This window comes from Gemmobacter aquatilis, assembly GCF_900110025.1.
Classification (GTDB): Bacteria; Pseudomonadota; Alphaproteobacteria; order Rhodobacterales; family Rhodobacteraceae; genus Gemmobacter; species Gemmobacter aquatilis.
Map to the genome: position 1 here is coordinate 1 of NZ_FOCE01000014.1, position 17,075 is coordinate 17,075.

The window sequence follows — 17,075 nt, forward strand, 5'->3', positions numbered from 1 at the left end:
CGGCCGTCCGGTGGGCCAGGTCGCAGTGGCATAAGATTTGACATAGAGCACGGCGCCGACACGAGGCGCGTCGGTTCCCTCCTCGACTGTGAACTGGCCTTTGCCAAACTGGATGCTGGCACCTGCAGCATCCTCGGCGATGAGACCAAATTGGCTGCGAGGTGCGGTACGAAGTTCGCCGGTCAGCAGCGAGGCATAAAAGCCGATCAGACTGCCGTTGCTGATCTTGAGGCGGTGGGATTTGACGCCAAGGCCGGTCTCGAGGATCGAAACCACTTCGCGCAGCTCTTCAAGCCGCCGTGCGGTGTCCTCGCCCCAGACCCGGGCCGCCGTTTTGGCAAAGAACGGCACGGCCAGTGGCGCAGTCAGGCGGCGGACCACCGTCAGGATCAGCACGGAGTCCTGCAGGTTGCGGCGGGCAAGCTCGCGGGCCCACCCCCCTGCCCTTCCGGCTCATTCCAGCGGATCACTTCCGCCCGGGAGGCTCCGCATGCCAGTGCAGACAGCGCCAACGACCGAGTTTGAAACGTATTTCGGGGAAGTCTCTGACTATATCGCCTGCCTCGATAAGGAACGCGCCCGTGCCGTGGCCAAGGCACCGGCTACGACCGACGCCTATTCCACCTTTCTCACCACAATCCCCGCCCCAAAGGACCTCCCGTGAAATTCCTCCTCCCTGCCGTCTTCCTTGGTCTCGGGCTCTCGACTGCCACCGTCACGCCTGTAGCAGCATATCCGGTCGACTGTGCGATCCTCCTCTGCCTGGCGGGTGGCTGGCCGGCTTCGGCAGAATGTGCCCACGCCCAGGCGGTCTTCATCCTGCGCATCACTCCTTGGCCAATCGAGCCGCCGCTGCAGATCTGGCGCTGCCCGATGCGGGCGCGTTTCCGCTCGGAAGATAAGGCAATGGCGCGGCTGTTTGACATCGCGTTCCGCGCTGAACCAGTGCCGCTGGTTTCTATCCACGAAATGCCATTGGAGCTTCAGCTCATTCAGGAGCGGCCAGCCATCGACATTTCTGATCCCACCTTCGATTTCGTCCGTTCCGTCCGGGTGTTCGAGATCAACTTCCAGCAAAACCGCGATGATGATCACGGCTGCAATGGATATTCGCGCGTGTTCGAGGGCAGCTACGGTGAACAGGGTGAGGCCCACCGTCGCCGCAGCAGCCCTAAAGCGGTCCCGACAGCATCGGACTTCGACATCCCCGCAGATTGCGGCACCTACAGGCACCGCTCGGTCTTTGTCGAATGGCGGGATTATGAGGGCAGTTATGGCCATGAGGAGGTGCACTACTGAACACCTTGACCACCCGCACTCAACCAGACCGGAAACCACCCCCCAGAAACAGAAACGGCGCCAGCCCATAGGCCCGACGCCGCACTGAATCCTCTCGTGACACAGGGAATCAACCGCTTCTGATTTTGAGGTATCATGTGCAACGTTCCGAAGGGCCGACCACCTGCTACCGCCGACCTCGCACAAAGGGCGGAAAGCGGTCGCTGGGGCTCTGATTGTTCAGCATAAAACCGGACCGTCGCGCCTCATGGCTCGATCATCCGGTATCCTGCACCGGGTTCGGTGCGCAGGATCGTCGGATTGGCGGGGTCGGGTTCGATCTTGGCGCGGAGTTGCCCGATGAAGACGCGAAGATATTGCGTGTCGTCATGATGCGCGGGGCCCCAAACCGCGGTCAGGATCTGGCGGTGGGTCACCACGCGGCCGAGGTTCCGGGTCAGCACCGCCAGAAGATCATACTCCTTGGGGGTCAGCCTCAGGGGCGCTCCGCCCCGCGTCACCAACCTCTTGTCAAGGTCGATGACCAAGTCGCCGATTTCCACCCGCAGAACCTCGGCCTTGCCACGGGCGGCATGACGGCCCGCGGTGCGCAGGCGGGCTTGCAGCTCGCTGATGCCGAAGGGCTTTTCCAGGTAGTCATCGGCGCCGAGGTCCAGCGCCGCTACCTTCTCCGCCTCGCGGTCGCGGGCCGAGAGCACGATCACCGGCACCTGGGAAAAGGCGCGCAGATCGGCCAGGACCTCTTTCCCGTCGCGGTCGGGAAGGCCAAGATCCAACAGCACCGCATCGGGCGCGATGGAGGCCGCAAGCCGCAGGGCCTCAGCCCCGGACAGGGCGGGGCGGGTCTGATAGCCCGCGCTCTCCAGCCCGATGCGCAGCATGGTCTGGATCTGCGGGTCGTCGTCGACGATCAGGATCAGGCGCATCAAGCCTCCTCGGGGAGTTCGGCCGCGGGCAGGCGCACGACCATGCGCGTGCCGCGACGGCGGATGGCGGGGCTTTGCGCCTCGATCGTGCCGCCCATGGCCTGCACGAGGCCGCGGCAGATCGACAGGCCAAGCCCCGTCCCGGCCTTGCGCCGATCCGTGCCGCCGCCGCGATAGAACTTCTCGAAAACGCGTTCGAGGTCGACCGGCTTGATCCCCGGCCCCTCGTCGGTCACGCTGATCACCACCTGGTCCCCCTCGTTGCGGGCATGGATCGCGACCTCGCCCTCATCGGCATATTTATGGGCATTGTCGGCGAGGTTGAAGATCACCTGCGCCAGAAGGTCCTGATCGCCCCGGATGAAGCGCAAGTCCGGCGCGAGGCTGATCCGCGTGACGCGCCCCGGATGGGTCTTGCCGCAGCGCTCGACCGCGTCGCGAACCGCATCGCCCACGTCGACCCAGTCGCGCCGCATCTTCAGCGCGCCCTGGTCGATGCGGCTCATCTCCATCAGGTTGCCGACGAAGCGGTTGAGCCGGCCGGCCTCTTGCCCGATGGTCTGCAACAGGTCCAGCGCCTGCCCCGCCGCCAACCCGCCCCGGGCCTGGAGCGTGGTGACCGAGCCCAGGATCGCGGCCAAGGGCGTGCGCAGGTCATGGCTAAGAGAGGTCAGAAGCGCATCGCGGATCTTCTCGTTTTCTTCCAGCGCCGCTGCCTTGACCGCCTCGCGCACCAGGAGGGCGCGGTCCAAGGCCAGGGCCGCCTGTTCGATGGTTGCGGAAAGCTGGGTCTCGTCCTCGGGGCTGAGGGGCTCAGAGGGGTCGCGGGGCTCGAAGCCTAGGACGCCGACGACCCGGCCGGGGGTGCGCAGAGGCTCGAAGCGGAAGCGGATGTTGGGTAGCGTCCCGGTGCGCCAGCCAGCCGCTTCAGCCTTTTCCAGCGCCCAACGGGCGGCGGTCCTTTCGGCCGGATCGGTCAACTCGTCGGGCGGCCAGGCGGCGCGGGCGATCAGGTCGGGGCCCTCGGGGACCAGGAGGATCGCCGTGGACCCCATCAGCGCATGAACTTGGGTGACGGCGGCCCAAAGCACGTCCTCTTCCGTCGATGCCACGGCGAGCTTGCGAGAGAAACCGGCCTGGGCCTCGATGGCGCGGGTCTGTGCCACAGCGGTCTGGACCTGGGCGCGGATGCGGGCGGTCAGGGATCCGGTCAAGAGCGCTACGGCGAGGAAGATCAGAAGCGCGAAAAGCTCGTGCGGCTTAGCAATGGTCAGGGTGTGGACGGGTTCGATGAAGAAGAAGTTGTAGGCGAGGAAGGACAGCCCCGCGGCGAGACTTGCCGAGCGCGCACCCCGCAGGGCCGAGGCCGCCAGCACCCCCAACAGGAAGACCATCGACAGGTTGGGAAGCTCCATCAGCGCGTCAAGCCCGGTGCCCACCGCCACTCCAAGACCCGTGACGAGGGCGGCAAGGCCAAGGTCCAGTACCAGGCCCGGGGCTGTCAGGGCCGAGAGGTCCAGGCGGCGCGGTAGTGAGCCAAGCGGGACGACCATGACCGGGATATCCTCGGTCAGCGCCAGAAGCGCCCGCGACAGGGCGCGGCCCCTTTGGCCCAGCAGGATCTGGGTGACATTCTCGCGCCGCGCCAGCCGCAAGAGGTCGGCCGCGAAATCCGTGCTGGTCAGCCGTTGCACCTCGGCCCCCAGACTTTCGGCGAGGTCGAGGCTGTCGGGGCCATGGGGGGCGCCCGGGCGGGCCAGGGACACCGCAATCCAACTGGCGTTCAGCGAGGCCGCCTGGCGCGCGGCTAGTCTGACCAGCTTTTCCCCCGAACCATCCGGGCCCACGCAGACCATCAGCCGCTCCGAGGCGCCCCAGGGCCCCTCGATGGCCTTTTGCCGCAGGATCTGGGTCATCTGATCTTCGACCCGGTCGGCGGTGCGCCGCAGCGCCAGTTCCCGCAGGGCGGTCAGGTTGCCGCGGTTGAAGAAATTCTCGGTGGCCCTGGCGGCGGTCTGGGGCAGATAGATCTTGCCCGCCTTGAGCCGCGCGATCAGCTCGTCGGGGGGGATGTCGACGAGGACTACGTCCTGCGCCGTTTGCAGGATGGCGTCGGGCACCGTCTCGCGCACCTGGACCCCGGTGATCTGCGCCACCACATCGGCCAGGCTTTCGAGGTGCTGGATGTTGAGCGCAGTCCAGACGTCGATCCCCGCATCCAAGAGCTCCTGCACATCCTGCCAGCGCTTGGGGTGGCGGCTGCCATCGGCATTGGTGTGGGCGAGTTCATCGACGATCAGCAGGGCGGGGCGGCGGGCAAGGGCCGCGTCGAGGTCGAATTCCTCCAAGAATTGCCCGCGATAGGCGACCGGACGGCGGGGGAGGATCTCCAGCCCCTCGGTCAGGGCTACGGTCTCCTTGCGGCCATGGGTTTCCACCAGGCCCACGACCGGGGGATGACCTTCCGCCTTCAGGCGTTGGGCAGCGGCGAGCATGGCATAGGTCTTGCCCACGCCGGGCGCGGCGCCGAGGAAGATCTTCAGACGGCCCGGCCGGTCGGCGCGGGCCAGGGCCAAGAGCGCGTCTGGGTCGGGCCGTTTCGGGGTCAGGTCGGGGGAGGCCATGGGTTACTGGGTTAGCGCATCGAGGGCCAGGTTCAAAGCCAGGACATGCACCCGGGGCTCTCCGATCAGGCCCCAGAGGCGGCTTTCGGTCTGGGCCTGAACCAGGGCGCGGATGGTGTCCTCGGGCATGCCGCGCGCCTTGGCCACGCGGGCGACCTGGGAGAGGGCATTCTCCGGCGAGATATCGGGGTCGAGCCCCGAGGCCGAGGTGGTGACCGCATCGGCGGGGATGCCGGGGGTGGCCTCGGCCTTGATGCGCTCAATCAGCTTGGCCGAGGTCGGCCCCAGGTTCGACCCCCCCGAGGCCATGGGGTCATAGCCGCCCGCCGAGGGGCGGGGGTGGAAATAGCCGGGTTCCGCGAAGGCTTGGCCGATCAGCGACGAGCCGATCAGCTGGTCGCCCACGACGACTGGGCTGCCCTGGGATTGATGGGGGAAAAGGGCACTGGCGATCCCGGTCAGGACCAGAGGATAGGCCAGGCCCAGAAGCAGGGTAAACAGCGCCAAAAGCGTGATGGCGGGGCGAAGATGGGTCATGGCGGGCTCCTTCAAGCCAGGTGCAGGGCAGTGACGGCGAGGTCGATGACCTTGATGCCGACAAAGGGCAGGACAAGGCCGCCCAGGCCGTAGATCGTCAGGTTGCGGCGCAGGAGGGCTGCGGCCCCAACCCGGCGGTAGGGCACACCGCGCAGGGCCAAGGGGATCAGCGCCACGATGATCAGCGCGTTGAAGATCACCGCCGAGAGGATGGCCGATTGCGGAGACGAAAGGCCCATGAGGTTCAGGGCCTCCATCTGCGGATATGTGGCCACGAACAGCGCGGGCAGGATGGCGAAATACTTGGCCACGTCATTGGCGATGGAGAAGGTCGTGAGCGACCCCCGCGTCATCAGCAGCTGTTTGCCGATCTCGACGATCTCGATGAGTTTCGTGGGGCTGCTATCCAGGTCCACCATGTTGCCCGCCTCACGCGCGGCCTGGGTGCCGGTCTGCATGGCGACGCCCACATCGGCCTGGGCGAGTGCGGGGGCATCGTTCGTCCCGTCGCCGCACATGGCGATCAGGCGACCGCCGACCTGCTCGCGGCGGATATAGGCCAGCTTGTCCTCGGGCGTGGCCTCGGCGATGAAGTCATCCACCCCGGCCTCGGAGGCAATGGCGGCGGCGGTCACCGGGTTATCGCCCGTCACCATGACCGTGCGGATCCCCATGGCGCGCAGCGCGGCGAAACGCTCGCGGATCGCGGGTTTGATCACGTCCCCCAGGTGGATGATGCCCAGAAGTCGTGCCCCATCCGCCACCGCCAGAGGCGTGCTGCCCGACCGCGCCACCTGGTCGACCGCGCGGGTGAACTCGGGCGGCGCGGTCACGCCCGCAAAGCGCAGGACAGAGTCCACGGCGCCCTTGCGGACATGGCGCCCGTCGATATCCACCCCCGACAGCCGGGTCTGGGCGGCAAAGGGCACCAGGACCGCGCCGATCAGCGATTGATCCTGAAGCCCGAAGTCGGACTTGGCCAGGGCCACGATGGAGCGGCCCTCGGGCGTCTCGTCGCCCATCGAGGCCAGAAGGCTCGCGCTGGCCAGTTCCGCCGCGCTGACGCCCGGCAGAGGCAGGAACTCGGTCGCCATGCGGTTGCCGAAGGTGATGGTCCCGGTCTTGTCGAGGAGCAGCGTATCCACATCCCCCGCAGCCTCCACCGCGCGGCCCGAGGTGGCGATGACGTTGAAGCGGATCAGCCGGTCCATGCCCGCGATGCCGATGGCCGAGAGAAGCCCTCCGATGGTCGTCGGGATCAGCGTGACGAGCAGCGCTACCAGGACCACCACCGAAACGGCCGTGCCGGAATAGCCCGCCAGCCCCCAAAGCGAGACCACGGCGATCAGGAAGATCAGCGTCATGCCGGACAGAAGCACCGACAAAGCCAGCTCGTTTGGGGTCTTTTGCCGCTCGGCGCCCTCGACCAGCGCAATCATGCGGTCGATGAAGGTCTCGCCAGGGGCGGCGGTGATGCGGACGCGGATGGCATCCGAAAGCACCGTGGTCCCCCCGGTGACGGCCGAGCGGTCGCCGCCCGCCTCGCGGATGACGGGGGCGCTTTCGCCGGTGATCGCCGCCTCGTTGATCGAGGCCACGCCCGCGATGATGTCGCCGTCCAGGGGAATGACGTCGCCGGTCTCCACCAGGACCACGTCGCCCGCTTCCAGCGTCTGGGCGTTGACCTTTTCGTAAAGCCCGTCGTCGGTGTCGGGATGCAGCAGAAGCTTGGCCTGAACGTCGCTGCGCGCCTGGCGCAGGCTGGCGGCCTGGGCCTTGCCTCGGCCTTCCGCCACCGCCTCGGCGAAAGTGGCGAAGAGGACGGTGAACCAGAGCCAGGCCGCGATCTGGCCCGAGAAGGCGTCGGGCTCAAGGGCCCACAGCAAGGTGGTCAGTGCCGCGCCGACCTCGGTTACGAAGATGACCGGGTTGCGCATGAGGGTCCGGGGGTCAAGCTTCCAGACCGCATCGCGGAGCGCTGGCAGCAGGATCGCCCGGTTGAAAAGGGCAGGAGAGGACATGTCAGTCTCCGTCAGAAGGTTGCGGAGGCGTGCATCAGCACGTGTTCCACGATAGGCCCTAAGGCGAGGGCCGGGAAGAATTGCAGGCCGCCGAGGATCAGGATGACTCCGACCAGCAGGCCTACGAACAGCAGCGAGGTGGTCGGGAAGGTCCCTGACGAGGCCTCGACGCGGGTCTTGGAGGCGAGCGACCCCGCAATAGCCAGCACAGGTAGGACATAGGCAAAGCGGCCGAGCATCATGGCAATCCCAAGCGTGGTGTTGAACCACGGCGTGTTGGCGTTTAACCCGGCAAAGGCCGATCCGTTGTTCCCCGCAGCCGAGGAATAAGCATAGAGGAGTTCGCTCAGCCCATGGGGGCCTTGGTTGTTCAGGCTGGAGAGCGCCGCGGGCAGCGTGGCGGCCAAGGCGGTGAAGCCCAGGATCACCAGCGGCAGGATCAGCACGGCGAGGACGGCTAGGCGGATCTCCCGCGCCTCTATCTTCTTGCCCAGGAACTCGGGCGTGCGGCCGACCATCAGGCCTGCGACAAAAACCGCCAGCACGCAGAAGACGACCATGCCGTAGAGGCCCGAGCCGACGCCGCCCGGCAGAACCTCACCCAACTGGATTAGCAGCAGGGGGACGAGGCCTCCCAAGGGCGTCAGGCTGTCATGCATGGCATTGACCGCCCCGCAGGAAAGCCCCGTGGTGACCGCGACGAAGAGCGCCGACATGGCCTGGCCGAAGCGGATTTCCTTGCCCTCCATATTTCCGAGCGACGGATCGACGCCGAGCGCGGTGATGATCGGATTGCCCGCGGTCTCCGCCCAATAAACCAGCGCCACGCCGCCGATGAGCAGCACCGCCATGGCCGAAAGAAGCGCCCAGCCCTGACGTTCGGAGCCGACCATGCGGCCGAAGGTGATGGGCAGGGCGGCCGAGATCGCCAGCATCGCCCAGATCGCGAGGATATTTGAAAGCGCCGAGGGGTTCTCGAACGGATGGGCCGAATTGGCGTTGAAATAGCCGCCGCCATTGGTGCCCAGCTGCTTGATTGCCTCTTGGGAGGCCAAGGGACCCAGCGGGATGACCTGCGAGGCGCCCTCCAGTGTGTTGGCGTCCATCGCCCCGCCCAAGGTCTGCGGCACGCCAAGCGCCACGAAGGCCAGACCGACGACGATGGAGAGCGGCAATAGGATGTAAAGCGTCGCGCGGGTCATATCGACCCAGAAATTCCCCAAGCCACTTGCGCCCGACCGGGCGAAGGCCCGCGTCACAGCCATGGCGAGCGCAATCCCGGTGGCTGCCGACAGGAAGTTCTGCACCGCAAGGCCCGCCATCTGGGACAGGGGGCTCAGGGTGACCTCGCCGGAATAGGCCTGCCAATTGGTGTTGGTCAGGAAACTGACGGCGGTGTTGAAAGCCAGGTCAGGCGCCACGCCGGGCAGGCCCATGGGGTTCAAGGGCAGAACGCCCTGCAACCGCAGGATCGCGTAAAGCGCCGCAAAGCCTGCCGCGCTGAAGGCCAGCATGGCCATGGCGTAAGAGGTCCAGCCCTGCTCTTGCGCCGGGTCGATGCCCGCAGCGTCGTAGAAGCCACGCTCGACGTGGGAGAGAATGGGGTGAAGGAAGGTCCGCTCTCCCGTGAAGAGCGCCGCCATGAACCGCCCCAGGGGAAGCACGACGGCCAGGACCAAGGCCAATGTGACCGCGATTTGCAGCCAACCGTTGATGGACATGGGAATACTCCAGCGCCCCGGCGCCGTCTTGGTCGCGGGGGCTTCAGGGCCTCAGAATTTCTCGGGCGCGATGAGGGTGATGACGAGGTAGACGCCGAGGGCCAGCGCCACGACCAGGCCGAGGAGGGCTTCGACCATCACGACCTCCGCAACAGGGCGACATAGGCCGCCATGAGGCCGATCAGCCCCAGGCCAAGCCCGCAAAACAGGATATCCAGCATAATTGCCTCCTTTGGATCAGTCCAAAGGTGCCACGGGGCTGCATTGCCTTTCGATATGGGAGGCAGGGGGGGGGCATAAGGAAGTTGCAAGGATCGCCCGTGCATGCAGTTGGTGGAGCTTCTCGGCTGCCTGAAAACCTTTGGCGGACGTTCGGATCAGCTCAGCGTCAAGCTGGATCATCAGAGCGACAGTGGTGCGGCAATATCGAACGACAGCTTCCAAGGATGTTCCTCAACATCTCTCTTTGTCCTGACCGGCGGCTAAGGGCCGACCGGGTCGGCTGCGGCCCGTTGCGTCACCAAGGGCGGAAAGCGGCCTGACGCAGGTGCGGCAATGCACGCGCATACAAAAGCACCGAAAGCTGCCGTTTCCGTCGTAATGTTGTAGCTGTTGCAACGCTGAAGATGCTGTTGCCGGGAGGTTTCGCCGTGCGTTCAATGCAAACAGCCTCGCCTGCACTGCATTTTTTGCGTGTTGGATTTTCAGGACAGGGTGGCGGAACAGAGCGTGGTTTCCCTGCCGTCCACGAACCGCGCGCCTCGAATGTAAGGCGCGCGGGGTGCAAAAAAGCGAAACGCGGGCTTTTAGCCCGCCGGTGTGTACCAGATCGGCGAGGTGTATGCGCGCTCAGTGATGGTCATCTGGACATCGTCAGCCGGGGTCAGACCAAAATACTTTGCGTCATACGCGGTCCAGCGCGGCGTCGGGATCTCGATGACACGGGCATAATAGAACGCCTTGAGCGCCGGATCGAAATCCGGATCGGACCAGACCGTGATCAGTTCGGGGTCGCCGATGGTGTTTGCATAGCTTGCATCGGGCACGTTCACGGTCGAGCCGACCGAGGGAAGTTTGCCATCTGCGTCGGGCTGGCGGACGTTGGCGTCGCCCCATGCCACGTCGTAGATCTTCTCCTGGGTATTGCCCTCGGCGTCGATCCAGCCTTTCACGATCTGCACCCGGTCAAGATTGGCACCGATCGGGTCCTTCAGGGCGGCGACAAGGAAACTCGGGGCCTTGCCTTCAGGCGCGTTCGCCAGATCGCCCCCCATCGGCACGCCCTTGGCATAGCCCGCCTGGGCAGGTCTGCGCGAATTGGCATCCTCGGCCACGAAGTCCCACCCGCCGAAGAACCGCACCGTGAGACGCGTTCCGGTGGTTGCATAGGTTTCCTTGCGTTCCATCGCATCGAAGATCGACGCGCGGGTATTCTCGGTCGCCCAGACAACAGCCAACCCGGACGCGCCGACTTCCCATTCCATGATGGTGGCGATGAGTGTCTTGACGAAGGGCTTCACCATCCGCTCCGGGCCCGGTTCCATCCCGACCGTCTTGCCGAAGAAGTTGTCCTCTTCCTGGGACGAGAAACCGAGATGGGAGTCCGTCGATCCGACCATTCCGAACTTGTAAGGGTTGGTGCCAAATTGGGTTTCGAGCTTCATGCCGTTCAGCAGAGCCGAGCGGGCATACTCGAACTCGAGCATGTCGGGCGTCTTGGCCGCCGTCGCGACGAGGTTGGCCTTGTCCCAGATCTCGAAATCCGCGAATTCGTCGTTCGGTGACAGGTTCGGGTGCGCCTCGCCCGTCCCTTTGGTCTGGGTCACCTCGTAGAGCTTCTCCCACTTTGCCCGTTCGGTGACGTACTCGGCATCCACGGGCTTGCCGAACTGCTCGATGGTCGGGAACATCAGGCCGTTGGACAGGTTTCCGTTGTGGGCGATGGCGAGAACGTCGCCACCGGTCTTGGCCTCATAGGCACCCATCCATTTCCACAGATCGACCGGGTCCTGGCTGCCCATCGGCGGCAAGGTGACCATCGGGTCCATCTGCACCGCAAGATCGCCGCCGTCGCGGTAGATCACGTTGCGGTGCAGGTTGTCACCCTTGCCGACCTGCGATGTCCATTCATAGCCGATGATCGCGCTGAACCGTCCCGGCTCGTTCGCTTCTTCCGCAGCAGAAATGATATCCTTCCAGGTGTCCCGATACAGCTTGGTGCCAGGTACCGACAGGATTTCAGGGGGAAATGTGCCCGTCGAAAAGGCTGTGATGATCTGGAGTGCGGCTTTTCCACCCTCACCAGCCTTGAACAGATCGTACCAACCCTTCGCGGTCGGGTTGGCAAGGATGTCCGGGTTTCCGGCCGCGAACTCGGAAAAGAATCCCATGTTGTCGGAGTGGTCGGTGACAACGGTGAAATCCAGCGGTCGGGAAATGCGGACCGGCTGGCCGGTGTTCGATACGATCTCCTCACCCTTGGCAAAGCGATAGGCATCGCGCGGGCCAAGGACTGCGCCGAAGGTGCCGGCGTCCATCGACAGGGTCGTGTGCAGGTGCGTTTCGCCAAACAGCGGCCGGTCCGGGAAACTGCGCCCAGCATTGGGCGAATAGGGTGGCTTCTTGTTCTGGACATCCAGCCCGGAAGGATCGTGGCCGTGCGTGTCGATGATGTCCACCTGAGAGAACGCCGGCAACGCTGCCGGGCCGATGGCCAGCGCGGCGAGCGCGATGGAGCGTAATGTCCTATATGTCATGCGCGTATCCTTCCGAGGTTTTGTAAAGGGTGATCATGCAGTCAGGATTCGTTCGAGAGTCCAGAAGGCGGCAACCGTCCCGATGGCATAGGGCGGAACCTGTCGGACCCATGCCGGAGGGGCAGACGAGATGGCGCGCCGGCCAAGCCCCAGCACCGCAAGCACCACCGCGACAAAGGCCAGCTGCCCAGCCTCGACACCCAGATTGAACGCCAGAAGGGCCAGGGGAATGTCCCCCTGCGGCAGACCGATTTCGCGAAGCGCGCCCGCAAACCCCAGCCCGTGCAACAGCCCGAACACGAAGGCCACAAGCCAAGGCGCGCGCGATGTCAGGCCAGGACGACCCCGCTGCAACAACAGCAGTTCGCGGGCCAGAAACACGATGCTCAGAGCAATCACCGCCTCGACCGGGGCTTGTGATACCCGCACTAGGCCAAGGGTGGACAGGGCAAGGGTGATGCTGTGTGCGACGGTAAAAGCGGTGATCGTCTTCACCAGCGTCCAGCCCCCGCCCACCATCAGCGTCAAGCAAAGGACAAAAACCAGATGGTCAATGCCGGCGAGGATGTGGTCAAAGCCCAGACGCAAGTATTCTGCCCCGACAGCAAACGCGCTGCGTGGGCCTTCGACGGTCACAAAGGGCGAGGCCGGACGCAGCAGTTGGGTTTGACTGGTGCCATCGGCAAACTCGATGCGCACCAGAACTTCGGCGCTGGTTTCGGGCAGGCGGTCGATCGAAATCGTCTCGCCGATCAGCCCTGTTTCGCCGCAATCCAGCAGCATCCGCGTGATGGATGCGCCCGGCACCTGATTTTCGTTCGTGACAGTAGGCGCGCAGCCATCAGGCCAGCCAACGGCAAAGCCGATGACATAGTCCCCGCGCATCGGTCGCTTCCAGACAACCTCGTACTGACCCGCCGCAAACTCGCGAACATCAAGGAAGGCCGGGCGGGATTCATGGGCCGCCAGCGGATGCGCGAGGCTGAGGATGCCGAGAATTGCGAGGAGCAGACACCGCATCATGAGCCATCCCCACTATTCTGGACGGCAGATGAAGCGGGCTCCACCACCACGTCATAGCGATCCAGCAACTTGCGAAAGATCGTCTCATTGGCTGCAACGCGCTGGTCATAGACCCAGTCATCCTGCACGCGCTGCCGCACGGCCTCAAAGCCGATGGGACCGCCTGAAATCCTTTCGGACAGCCAGATCAGGTGCAACCCATAGCCCGACGGGATTGGGCCGGACCAACGTTCCGGCTGCAGTCGCAGCAGCGCGGATGCGAATTCCGGGCCGAACATCGCCTCTACCTCGGCAGCACTGATCTTCTCAAAACCCGATGGCAATGACGTGGGATCACCCAGCATTTCTGCGGCACCCGGCGCCGTTACCGATTGCAGATCAGCCAGCGCTTGCGCAGCGTCGGCCTCGGCCGCAGTGCCACGCCGATCCGTGCTGAACAGGATGTGGCTGAAGGACAGCTGGGCGGTTTGCGCGTATCGGTCGGGCTGGCGGTCGTAATAGGCCCGCAGCGTCGCCTCGTCCGGTTCGATATCGTAGGCAAGATCCTGCGTGATGAACTCGTATTTCTGCCGAAGGTGGCGACGGATCACCACATCGTCGCGGTCAAGCCCAAGCGCCATGGCCTCGCGATACAGCACCTGCTCCCGGATCGCGTCGCGGACCATTCCCTCCAACTCGCCTTCGGTCGGCGGACGCTGCCAACGTTGCGCCCAGGCGACTGCCAACCGCTCGACCTCTGCGCCCGAGATCACGATCCGCCTGTCATCGTCGAGGGTTTCCGGGAGGTTTGGTTCGGACAGGATGCCGAAAAGCAACCCGGCGAGGATGGTGAAATGCACAAGCGGTTCCAGAAAAAGGCGTTTGTGCCATGTTGATTTGGTTGCCATTTGTTTCACAGCCGCACCTTCAGTCCTTGTTCTGCTGCCACCCGGGCCGGTCATTCAGTTTATCGAGCGGAGTATCCCATGTCGTTCTGATCGGGCCGAAGAAATCTCAGCCCTTCGGAAACAGATAGGTGACGGCAAGACGTGCTCCCCAATCCTGTGGCCCGCCAGGCGGGCTGTCGGCCCAATAGCGAACGCCTCCGGTCAGTTGCACTGGCTTGCCACCAACCTTGATGATCTGCCCGACGGTCAGATTGATCGGAACGGACCATTCTTCGGCAACCCAGTCGTATTGAGCCTCTGTATTGATCCCGAAGGACGTTGCCCTTTTGGTCGTGTAACCGACGAACGGCTGCAAGAAGGTTTTAGAGCTTTCGCCGTATGTATCTTCATTGCCAATAGACCAGACGTGATTGGCGAGCATCCCAACTGTCCAACCGTTGGTTTGTTTCAGCACCACACCCGTGATGCCCGCGCCCCACTGGTTTGGTGCGATGTCGTTGGTGGCAGTAGGAAACTGCAAGGCCGGCCCGACACCCCAGATCAAACCATTCTTCGTCGGATCCTTTGGCGAGAAGAAGAAACTTTGGGTGATGTTTCCCAGACCTGTCCGGCTATCGTCCCCGGGAAAGAAGTCACCTTTGTTCACAACAGGCAAGATGGTCCGAGAGATCAAGTTCCAGTTTGCACCGATCGAAAAGGGAATGACTGGCTGGATATTGATGTAGCTTTGCTGACCGCCGCCATCTCCGAAGCCATCATCGTAGTTGTATTGGAAGGGGACGGAAATCAGGCTCGAAATGGAATTGCTCAACTTCTTTGCCACTTGTCAGCTGATTGGGCGTTGGCGGCCCCTGTTGCAGCGATCTGCGCTGACAAGAACAGCGCGAGAGCGGGCGCAATAACTTTCAAACTTCGCATTGTGATCTCCACCTCTACACAGCCGTTACTTGATTGCCGCATAAACATGCGGTACGCATTGAGGGTTTCACCTTGGCAATCTTCGCCTGTTTCGCGCTTGGGGCAATGCGCAGCCGTTCGTTACACATCTGGCGATTTTTGGTACTTGATGTGGGTTGCCAAGGGCACAGCCATGATTACATGCACGATAACAGCGGGCCACAGCAATGGACCTGACGCGATTTGAGTGATCCCCAGCCATGCAAGATACAGTCCAGCCAATATACTATAGATCAGCATCCCAAGCGCCTGCGGACCAGGCCAGCATGCCATACCAAGGCCGATCAATGCTATTCCTGCCAATCGCGCAAATATGACATCAGTTCCAACCACGTCGGATCCGAGCAGCACTCCTGAAATGACGCCGGGGACAAAAAACAAAAGAACTCCCGTCATGAATTCAGCAATGCTGATCAATGTCAGGACCCGTTTCATGAATCATCCAGTTCTGGCAGTTACCTTTGCAATCTCGACGCACCAATCCGGGCAGTATCCACCCTCAAGCGCATCAAATCAACACGCTTTATCGGCCAGAACCAATAGCGCCTGACAGCGGTTCAGATGTCCGTTGTAAGCACTTCCATGCCCCTCCCTTGCCGGCGGTTGGAACAAATTCTGCACCGATCATATTGAAATCTCTTAACGAACACGCATGCGTGGGTCAACTATGCCGGGGACTGCCCCCAGAGGTTCTGGCGCTTCGGGTATCGAATCTCAGGCAGTGCAGGTATGGTGATGTTAGGAAATATGATCAGCGCCAGTGCACCTCTCGTCCGCCTCCCGTCAAACATGAGTGTGTCTCATCGCCCTGCATCGGAGTGAACAACTTGGCCCGGACCATACCAATCATACGCGCTGCGGCACTTTTTCCGATGTTCCGTTGGATGGAGGCGCACGGACACAGCGCTCCAGAGTGGTTGGCACAGGTGGGCCTTGACCCCCTCATCGAAAAATCGCCGGAGCGCCCGGTTCCCCTCCCAATCGCGTTTCAGCTGTTCCGACTACTGGCCACAATAGAAGGGCCCGGTGCGTCCAGTCGCATTGTGACGCCGCACAGCCTTGACGATTTGGGCATCTTTGGAAAATTGATCCTTACGGGGCAGACACCGCGAGAGGCCCTGATGCGCGCAGTACGCTTCCTGCCGTGCTACTCGACGCACGAACTGCTCGTGCTTCGGTCTATTCCCGGAGGCCTTCGCGTTCAGGCAGGCTGGTCATTGGTTCTCGATGACGAAATGATGCATCTGTCCCAACAATTTACGGCAGCCCTTGTCGTTGGACTGTGCCTGGCAACTAACCACGCTTCAGCCGCGCCCAAGGTGATCAGGATCCGCCCTCATCCGCAGGCGGGCGTTGCGCATCTGCGTCCGCTTTTTGGCGACGCCTTGACCGCTTCGGATCAGGCGGTGTTGTCCATTGATCTAAACGATACGATTCTCGATGCCCCTCTGCACCTTGACGCAAGCAGTCGCCTGGATGTGCCGCCGAAGAACTGGACCTTGCCCCACAAGGAAGCTTCCTTCAGTCATTCGGTCTCCTTGACCCTGAGTGCCCTGAATGCAGAGGTGCCCATCCGTGTTGAACAGGTTGCCGGGGTTGCCGGAATGAGCGTCAGATCCTTTCAGCGCATGTTGGCCATGGATGGAAGCAGCTTTCGGTTGCTCGCAGACGAAATCAGGCGCGCCCGGACAATCGAAACCCTGATGGACGATCGCAGGTCAGGGCGTCTGGTAGCCGAGGACCTCGGGTTTTCAGGGCAATCAGCCCTGTCGCGTGCCGTGCGTCGCTGGACAGGCCTCTCTCCCAAGCACCTTCGGGACGGAGCATCTTCATCAAATACGCTGCCATCGGCTTGACAACTGTGACCAGCGGCGGGCCGCGACCAAGACTGCCCAGTTGCAGCATCCCATCCGACGACAATACCCCGCCATAAGATCAAGGACCGCAAGCCATCAGATTGACGGGTTGTTCGTCGTTCAGTTCACGTCTGCGGCGCTGGCATTCCGATAGATAGGAAAACCATGCTGCGCAACGTGCGAGTGTCTTGATCCACCACGCTCCTTGCACCAGACGACCGTCGGCAATGGGCCGTTACTTACCCACGTTGCCTTTCATGAACCTCCCAGGGGGCTGGCCTGTGTGCCGGCTGAAGGCGGTGCTGAAGGTGCTGGCAGAGGCATAGCCGACCTGCGCAGCGACCTCGTCCAGCGCAACTCTGCCCCGGCGCATCAGGTCGCGCGCCACCGCCATGCGCCATGTGGTCAGATATTGCATGGGCCGCGCCCCGACCATCCGGGTGAACCGCTCGAAAAAGGCCGAGCGCG

General features: G+C 63.3%; 16 protein-coding genes. 3 read left to right on the top strand and 13 right to left on the bottom strand.

Annotation, left to right across the window (positions count from 1 at the left end; all coding sequences use genetic code 11):
* A partial coding sequence (locus BMX43_RS17460) for a hypothetical protein (RefSeq protein WP_425431816.1) occupies positions 1-396 on the bottom strand: 396 nt, incomplete at its 3' end.
* A gap of 264 nt (positions 397-660) precedes the next feature.
* Between BMX43_RS17460 and BMX43_RS17465 the strand changes: the two genes are divergently transcribed.
* Positions 661-1,299 carry a hypothetical protein gene (locus BMX43_RS17465; RefSeq protein ID WP_245749525.1) on the top strand — a complete coding sequence of 213 codons (639 nt, stop codon included), beginning with the start codon at positions 661-663 and terminating at the stop codon, positions 1,297-1,299.
* Between the two features lie 245 nt (positions 1,300-1,544).
* On the opposite strand, the gene BMX43_RS17470 is transcribed toward BMX43_RS17465, so the two are convergent.
* Genes BMX43_RS17470 through BMX43_RS17495 form a run of 6 tightly spaced genes read right to left on the bottom strand, consistent with a single transcriptional unit; the run spans position 1,545 to position 9,266 of the window.
* A complete protein-coding gene (locus tag BMX43_RS17470; RefSeq protein WP_091303451.1) occupies positions 1,545-2,225 on the bottom strand; it encodes a response regulator in 681 nt (226 codons plus the stop codon).
* Entirely contained in the window at positions 2,225-4,849 is a 2,625-nt protein-coding gene (locus tag BMX43_RS17475; protein WP_091303452.1) for a sensor histidine kinase, read from the bottom strand. The genes BMX43_RS17470 and BMX43_RS17475 overlap by 1 nt, the downstream gene beginning before the upstream one ends.
* A 3-nt stretch (positions 4,850-4,852) precedes the next feature.
* Positions 4,853-5,386: a potassium-transporting ATPase subunit KdpC gene (gene kdpC / locus BMX43_RS17480; protein WP_091303453.1), complete on the bottom strand. Its 534-nt coding sequence runs from the start codon at positions 5,384-5,386 to the stop codon at positions 4,853-4,855.
* A gap of 11 nt (positions 5,387-5,397) precedes the next feature.
* Entirely contained in the window at positions 5,398-7,407 is a 2,010-nt protein-coding gene (gene kdpB, locus BMX43_RS17485) for a potassium-transporting ATPase subunit KdpB (protein WP_091303454.1), read from the bottom strand.
* Positions 7,408-7,418: 11 nt separating this feature from the next.
* Positions 7,419-9,128: a potassium-transporting ATPase subunit KdpA gene (gene kdpA, locus BMX43_RS17490; protein ID WP_091303455.1), complete on the bottom strand. Its 1,710-nt coding sequence runs from the start codon at positions 9,126-9,128 to the stop codon at positions 7,419-7,421.
* Positions 9,129-9,179: 51 nt separating this feature from the next.
* The gene (locus tag BMX43_RS17495) at positions 9,180-9,266 is read right to left on the bottom strand and encodes a potassium-transporting ATPase subunit F (RefSeq protein WP_091303456.1); all 87 of its coding nucleotides are present in this window, start codon (positions 9,264-9,266) and stop codon (positions 9,180-9,182) included.
* Between the two features lie 186 nt (positions 9,267-9,452).
* Here BMX43_RS17495 and BMX43_RS19900 point away from each other — a divergent pair, with 186 nt between their 5' ends.
* On the top strand, positions 9,453-9,614 hold the full coding sequence (locus tag BMX43_RS19900; RefSeq protein ID WP_175482166.1) for a hypothetical protein: 162 nt from the start codon (positions 9,453-9,455) through the stop codon (positions 9,612-9,614).
* Between the two features lie 320 nt (positions 9,615-9,934).
* Here BMX43_RS19900 and BMX43_RS17500 read toward each other — a convergent pair whose 3' ends face one another.
* The 5 genes from BMX43_RS17500 to BMX43_RS17520 form a co-directional block, all read right to left on the bottom strand.
* A complete protein-coding gene (locus tag BMX43_RS17500; RefSeq protein ID WP_091303457.1) occupies positions 9,935-11,884 on the bottom strand; it encodes a DUF3604 domain-containing protein in 1,950 nt (649 codons plus the stop codon).
* Positions 11,885-11,917: 33 nt separating this feature from the next.
* The gene (locus tag BMX43_RS17505) at positions 11,918-12,907 is read right to left on the bottom strand and encodes a HupE/UreJ family protein (protein WP_217643984.1); all 990 of its coding nucleotides are present in this window, start codon (positions 12,905-12,907) and stop codon (positions 11,918-11,920) included.
* Positions 12,904-13,794 carry a peptidyl-prolyl cis-trans isomerase gene (locus BMX43_RS17510; RefSeq protein WP_175482167.1) on the bottom strand — a complete coding sequence of 297 codons (891 nt, stop codon included), beginning with the start codon at positions 13,792-13,794 and terminating at the stop codon, positions 12,904-12,906. Before BMX43_RS17510 ends, BMX43_RS17505 begins: the two co-directional genes overlap by 4 nt.
* Positions 13,795-13,900: 106 nt before the next feature.
* Positions 13,901-14,605: a transporter gene (locus BMX43_RS20280; protein ID WP_245749526.1), complete on the bottom strand. Its 705-nt coding sequence runs from the start codon at positions 14,603-14,605 to the stop codon at positions 13,901-13,903.
* Between the two features lie 227 nt (positions 14,606-14,832).
* Positions 14,833-15,186 carry a hypothetical protein gene (locus tag BMX43_RS17520; RefSeq protein ID WP_091303459.1) on the bottom strand — a complete coding sequence of 118 codons (354 nt, stop codon included), beginning with the start codon at positions 15,184-15,186 and terminating at the stop codon, positions 14,833-14,835.
* A gap of 449 nt (positions 15,187-15,635) precedes the next feature.
* Here BMX43_RS17520 and BMX43_RS17525 point away from each other — a divergent pair, with 449 nt between their 5' ends.
* Positions 15,636-16,607 (top strand): helix-turn-helix domain-containing protein, encoded by a 972-nt coding sequence (locus BMX43_RS17525; protein ID WP_245749530.1) that lies wholly within the window; start codon positions 15,636-15,638, stop codon positions 16,605-16,607.
* 235 nt (positions 16,608-16,842) lie between these two features.
* Here the strand turns inward: BMX43_RS17525 and BMX43_RS17530 are convergent.
* A partial coding sequence (locus BMX43_RS17530; protein ID WP_139201618.1) for a helix-turn-helix transcriptional regulator occupies positions 16,843-17,075 on the bottom strand: 233 nt, incomplete at its 5' end.

Bases quoted from the DNA above. Each gene is read 5' to 3' on its own strand.
- BMX43_RS17500 (WP_091303457.1), bottom strand. From the start codon at position 11,884: ATGACATATAGGACATTACGCTCCATCGCGCTCGCCGCGCTGGCCATC.
- kdpC (WP_091303453.1), bottom strand. From the start codon at position 5,386: ATGACCCATCTTCGCCCCGCCATCACGCTTTTGGCGCTGTTTACCCTG.
- BMX43_RS17510 (WP_175482167.1), bottom strand. From the start codon at position 13,794: ATGGCAACCAAATCAACATGGCACAAACGCCTTTTTCTGGAACCGCTT.
- BMX43_RS17475 (WP_091303452.1), bottom strand. From the start codon at position 4,849: ATGGCCTCCCCCGACCTGACCCCGAAACGGCCCGACCCAGACGCGCTC.
- BMX43_RS17520 (WP_091303459.1), bottom strand. From the start codon at position 15,186: ATGAAACGGGTCCTGACATTGATCAGCATTGCTGAATTCATGACGGGA.
- kdpA (WP_091303455.1), bottom strand. From the start codon at position 9,128: ATGTCCATCAACGGTTGGCTGCAAATCGCGGTCACATTGGCCTTGGTC.
- BMX43_RS17495 (WP_091303456.1), bottom strand. From the start codon at position 9,266: ATGGTCGAAGCCCTCCTCGGCCTGGTCGTGGCGCTGGCCCTCGGCGTC.
- BMX43_RS17525 (WP_245749530.1), top strand. From the start codon at position 15,636: ATGGAGGCGCACGGACACAGCGCTCCAGAGTGGTTGGCACAGGTGGGC.
- BMX43_RS19900 (WP_175482166.1), top strand. From the start codon at position 9,453: ATGCAGTTGGTGGAGCTTCTCGGCTGCCTGAAAACCTTTGGCGGACGT.
- BMX43_RS17470 (WP_091303451.1), bottom strand. From the start codon at position 2,225: ATGCGCCTGATCCTGATCGTCGACGACGACCCGCAGATCCAGACCATG.
- BMX43_RS17505 (WP_217643984.1), bottom strand. From the start codon at position 12,907: ATGATGCGGTGTCTGCTCCTCGCAATTCTCGGCATCCTCAGCCTCGCG.
- kdpB (WP_091303454.1), bottom strand. From the start codon at position 7,407: ATGTCCTCTCCTGCCCTTTTCAACCGGGCGATCCTGCTGCCAGCGCTC.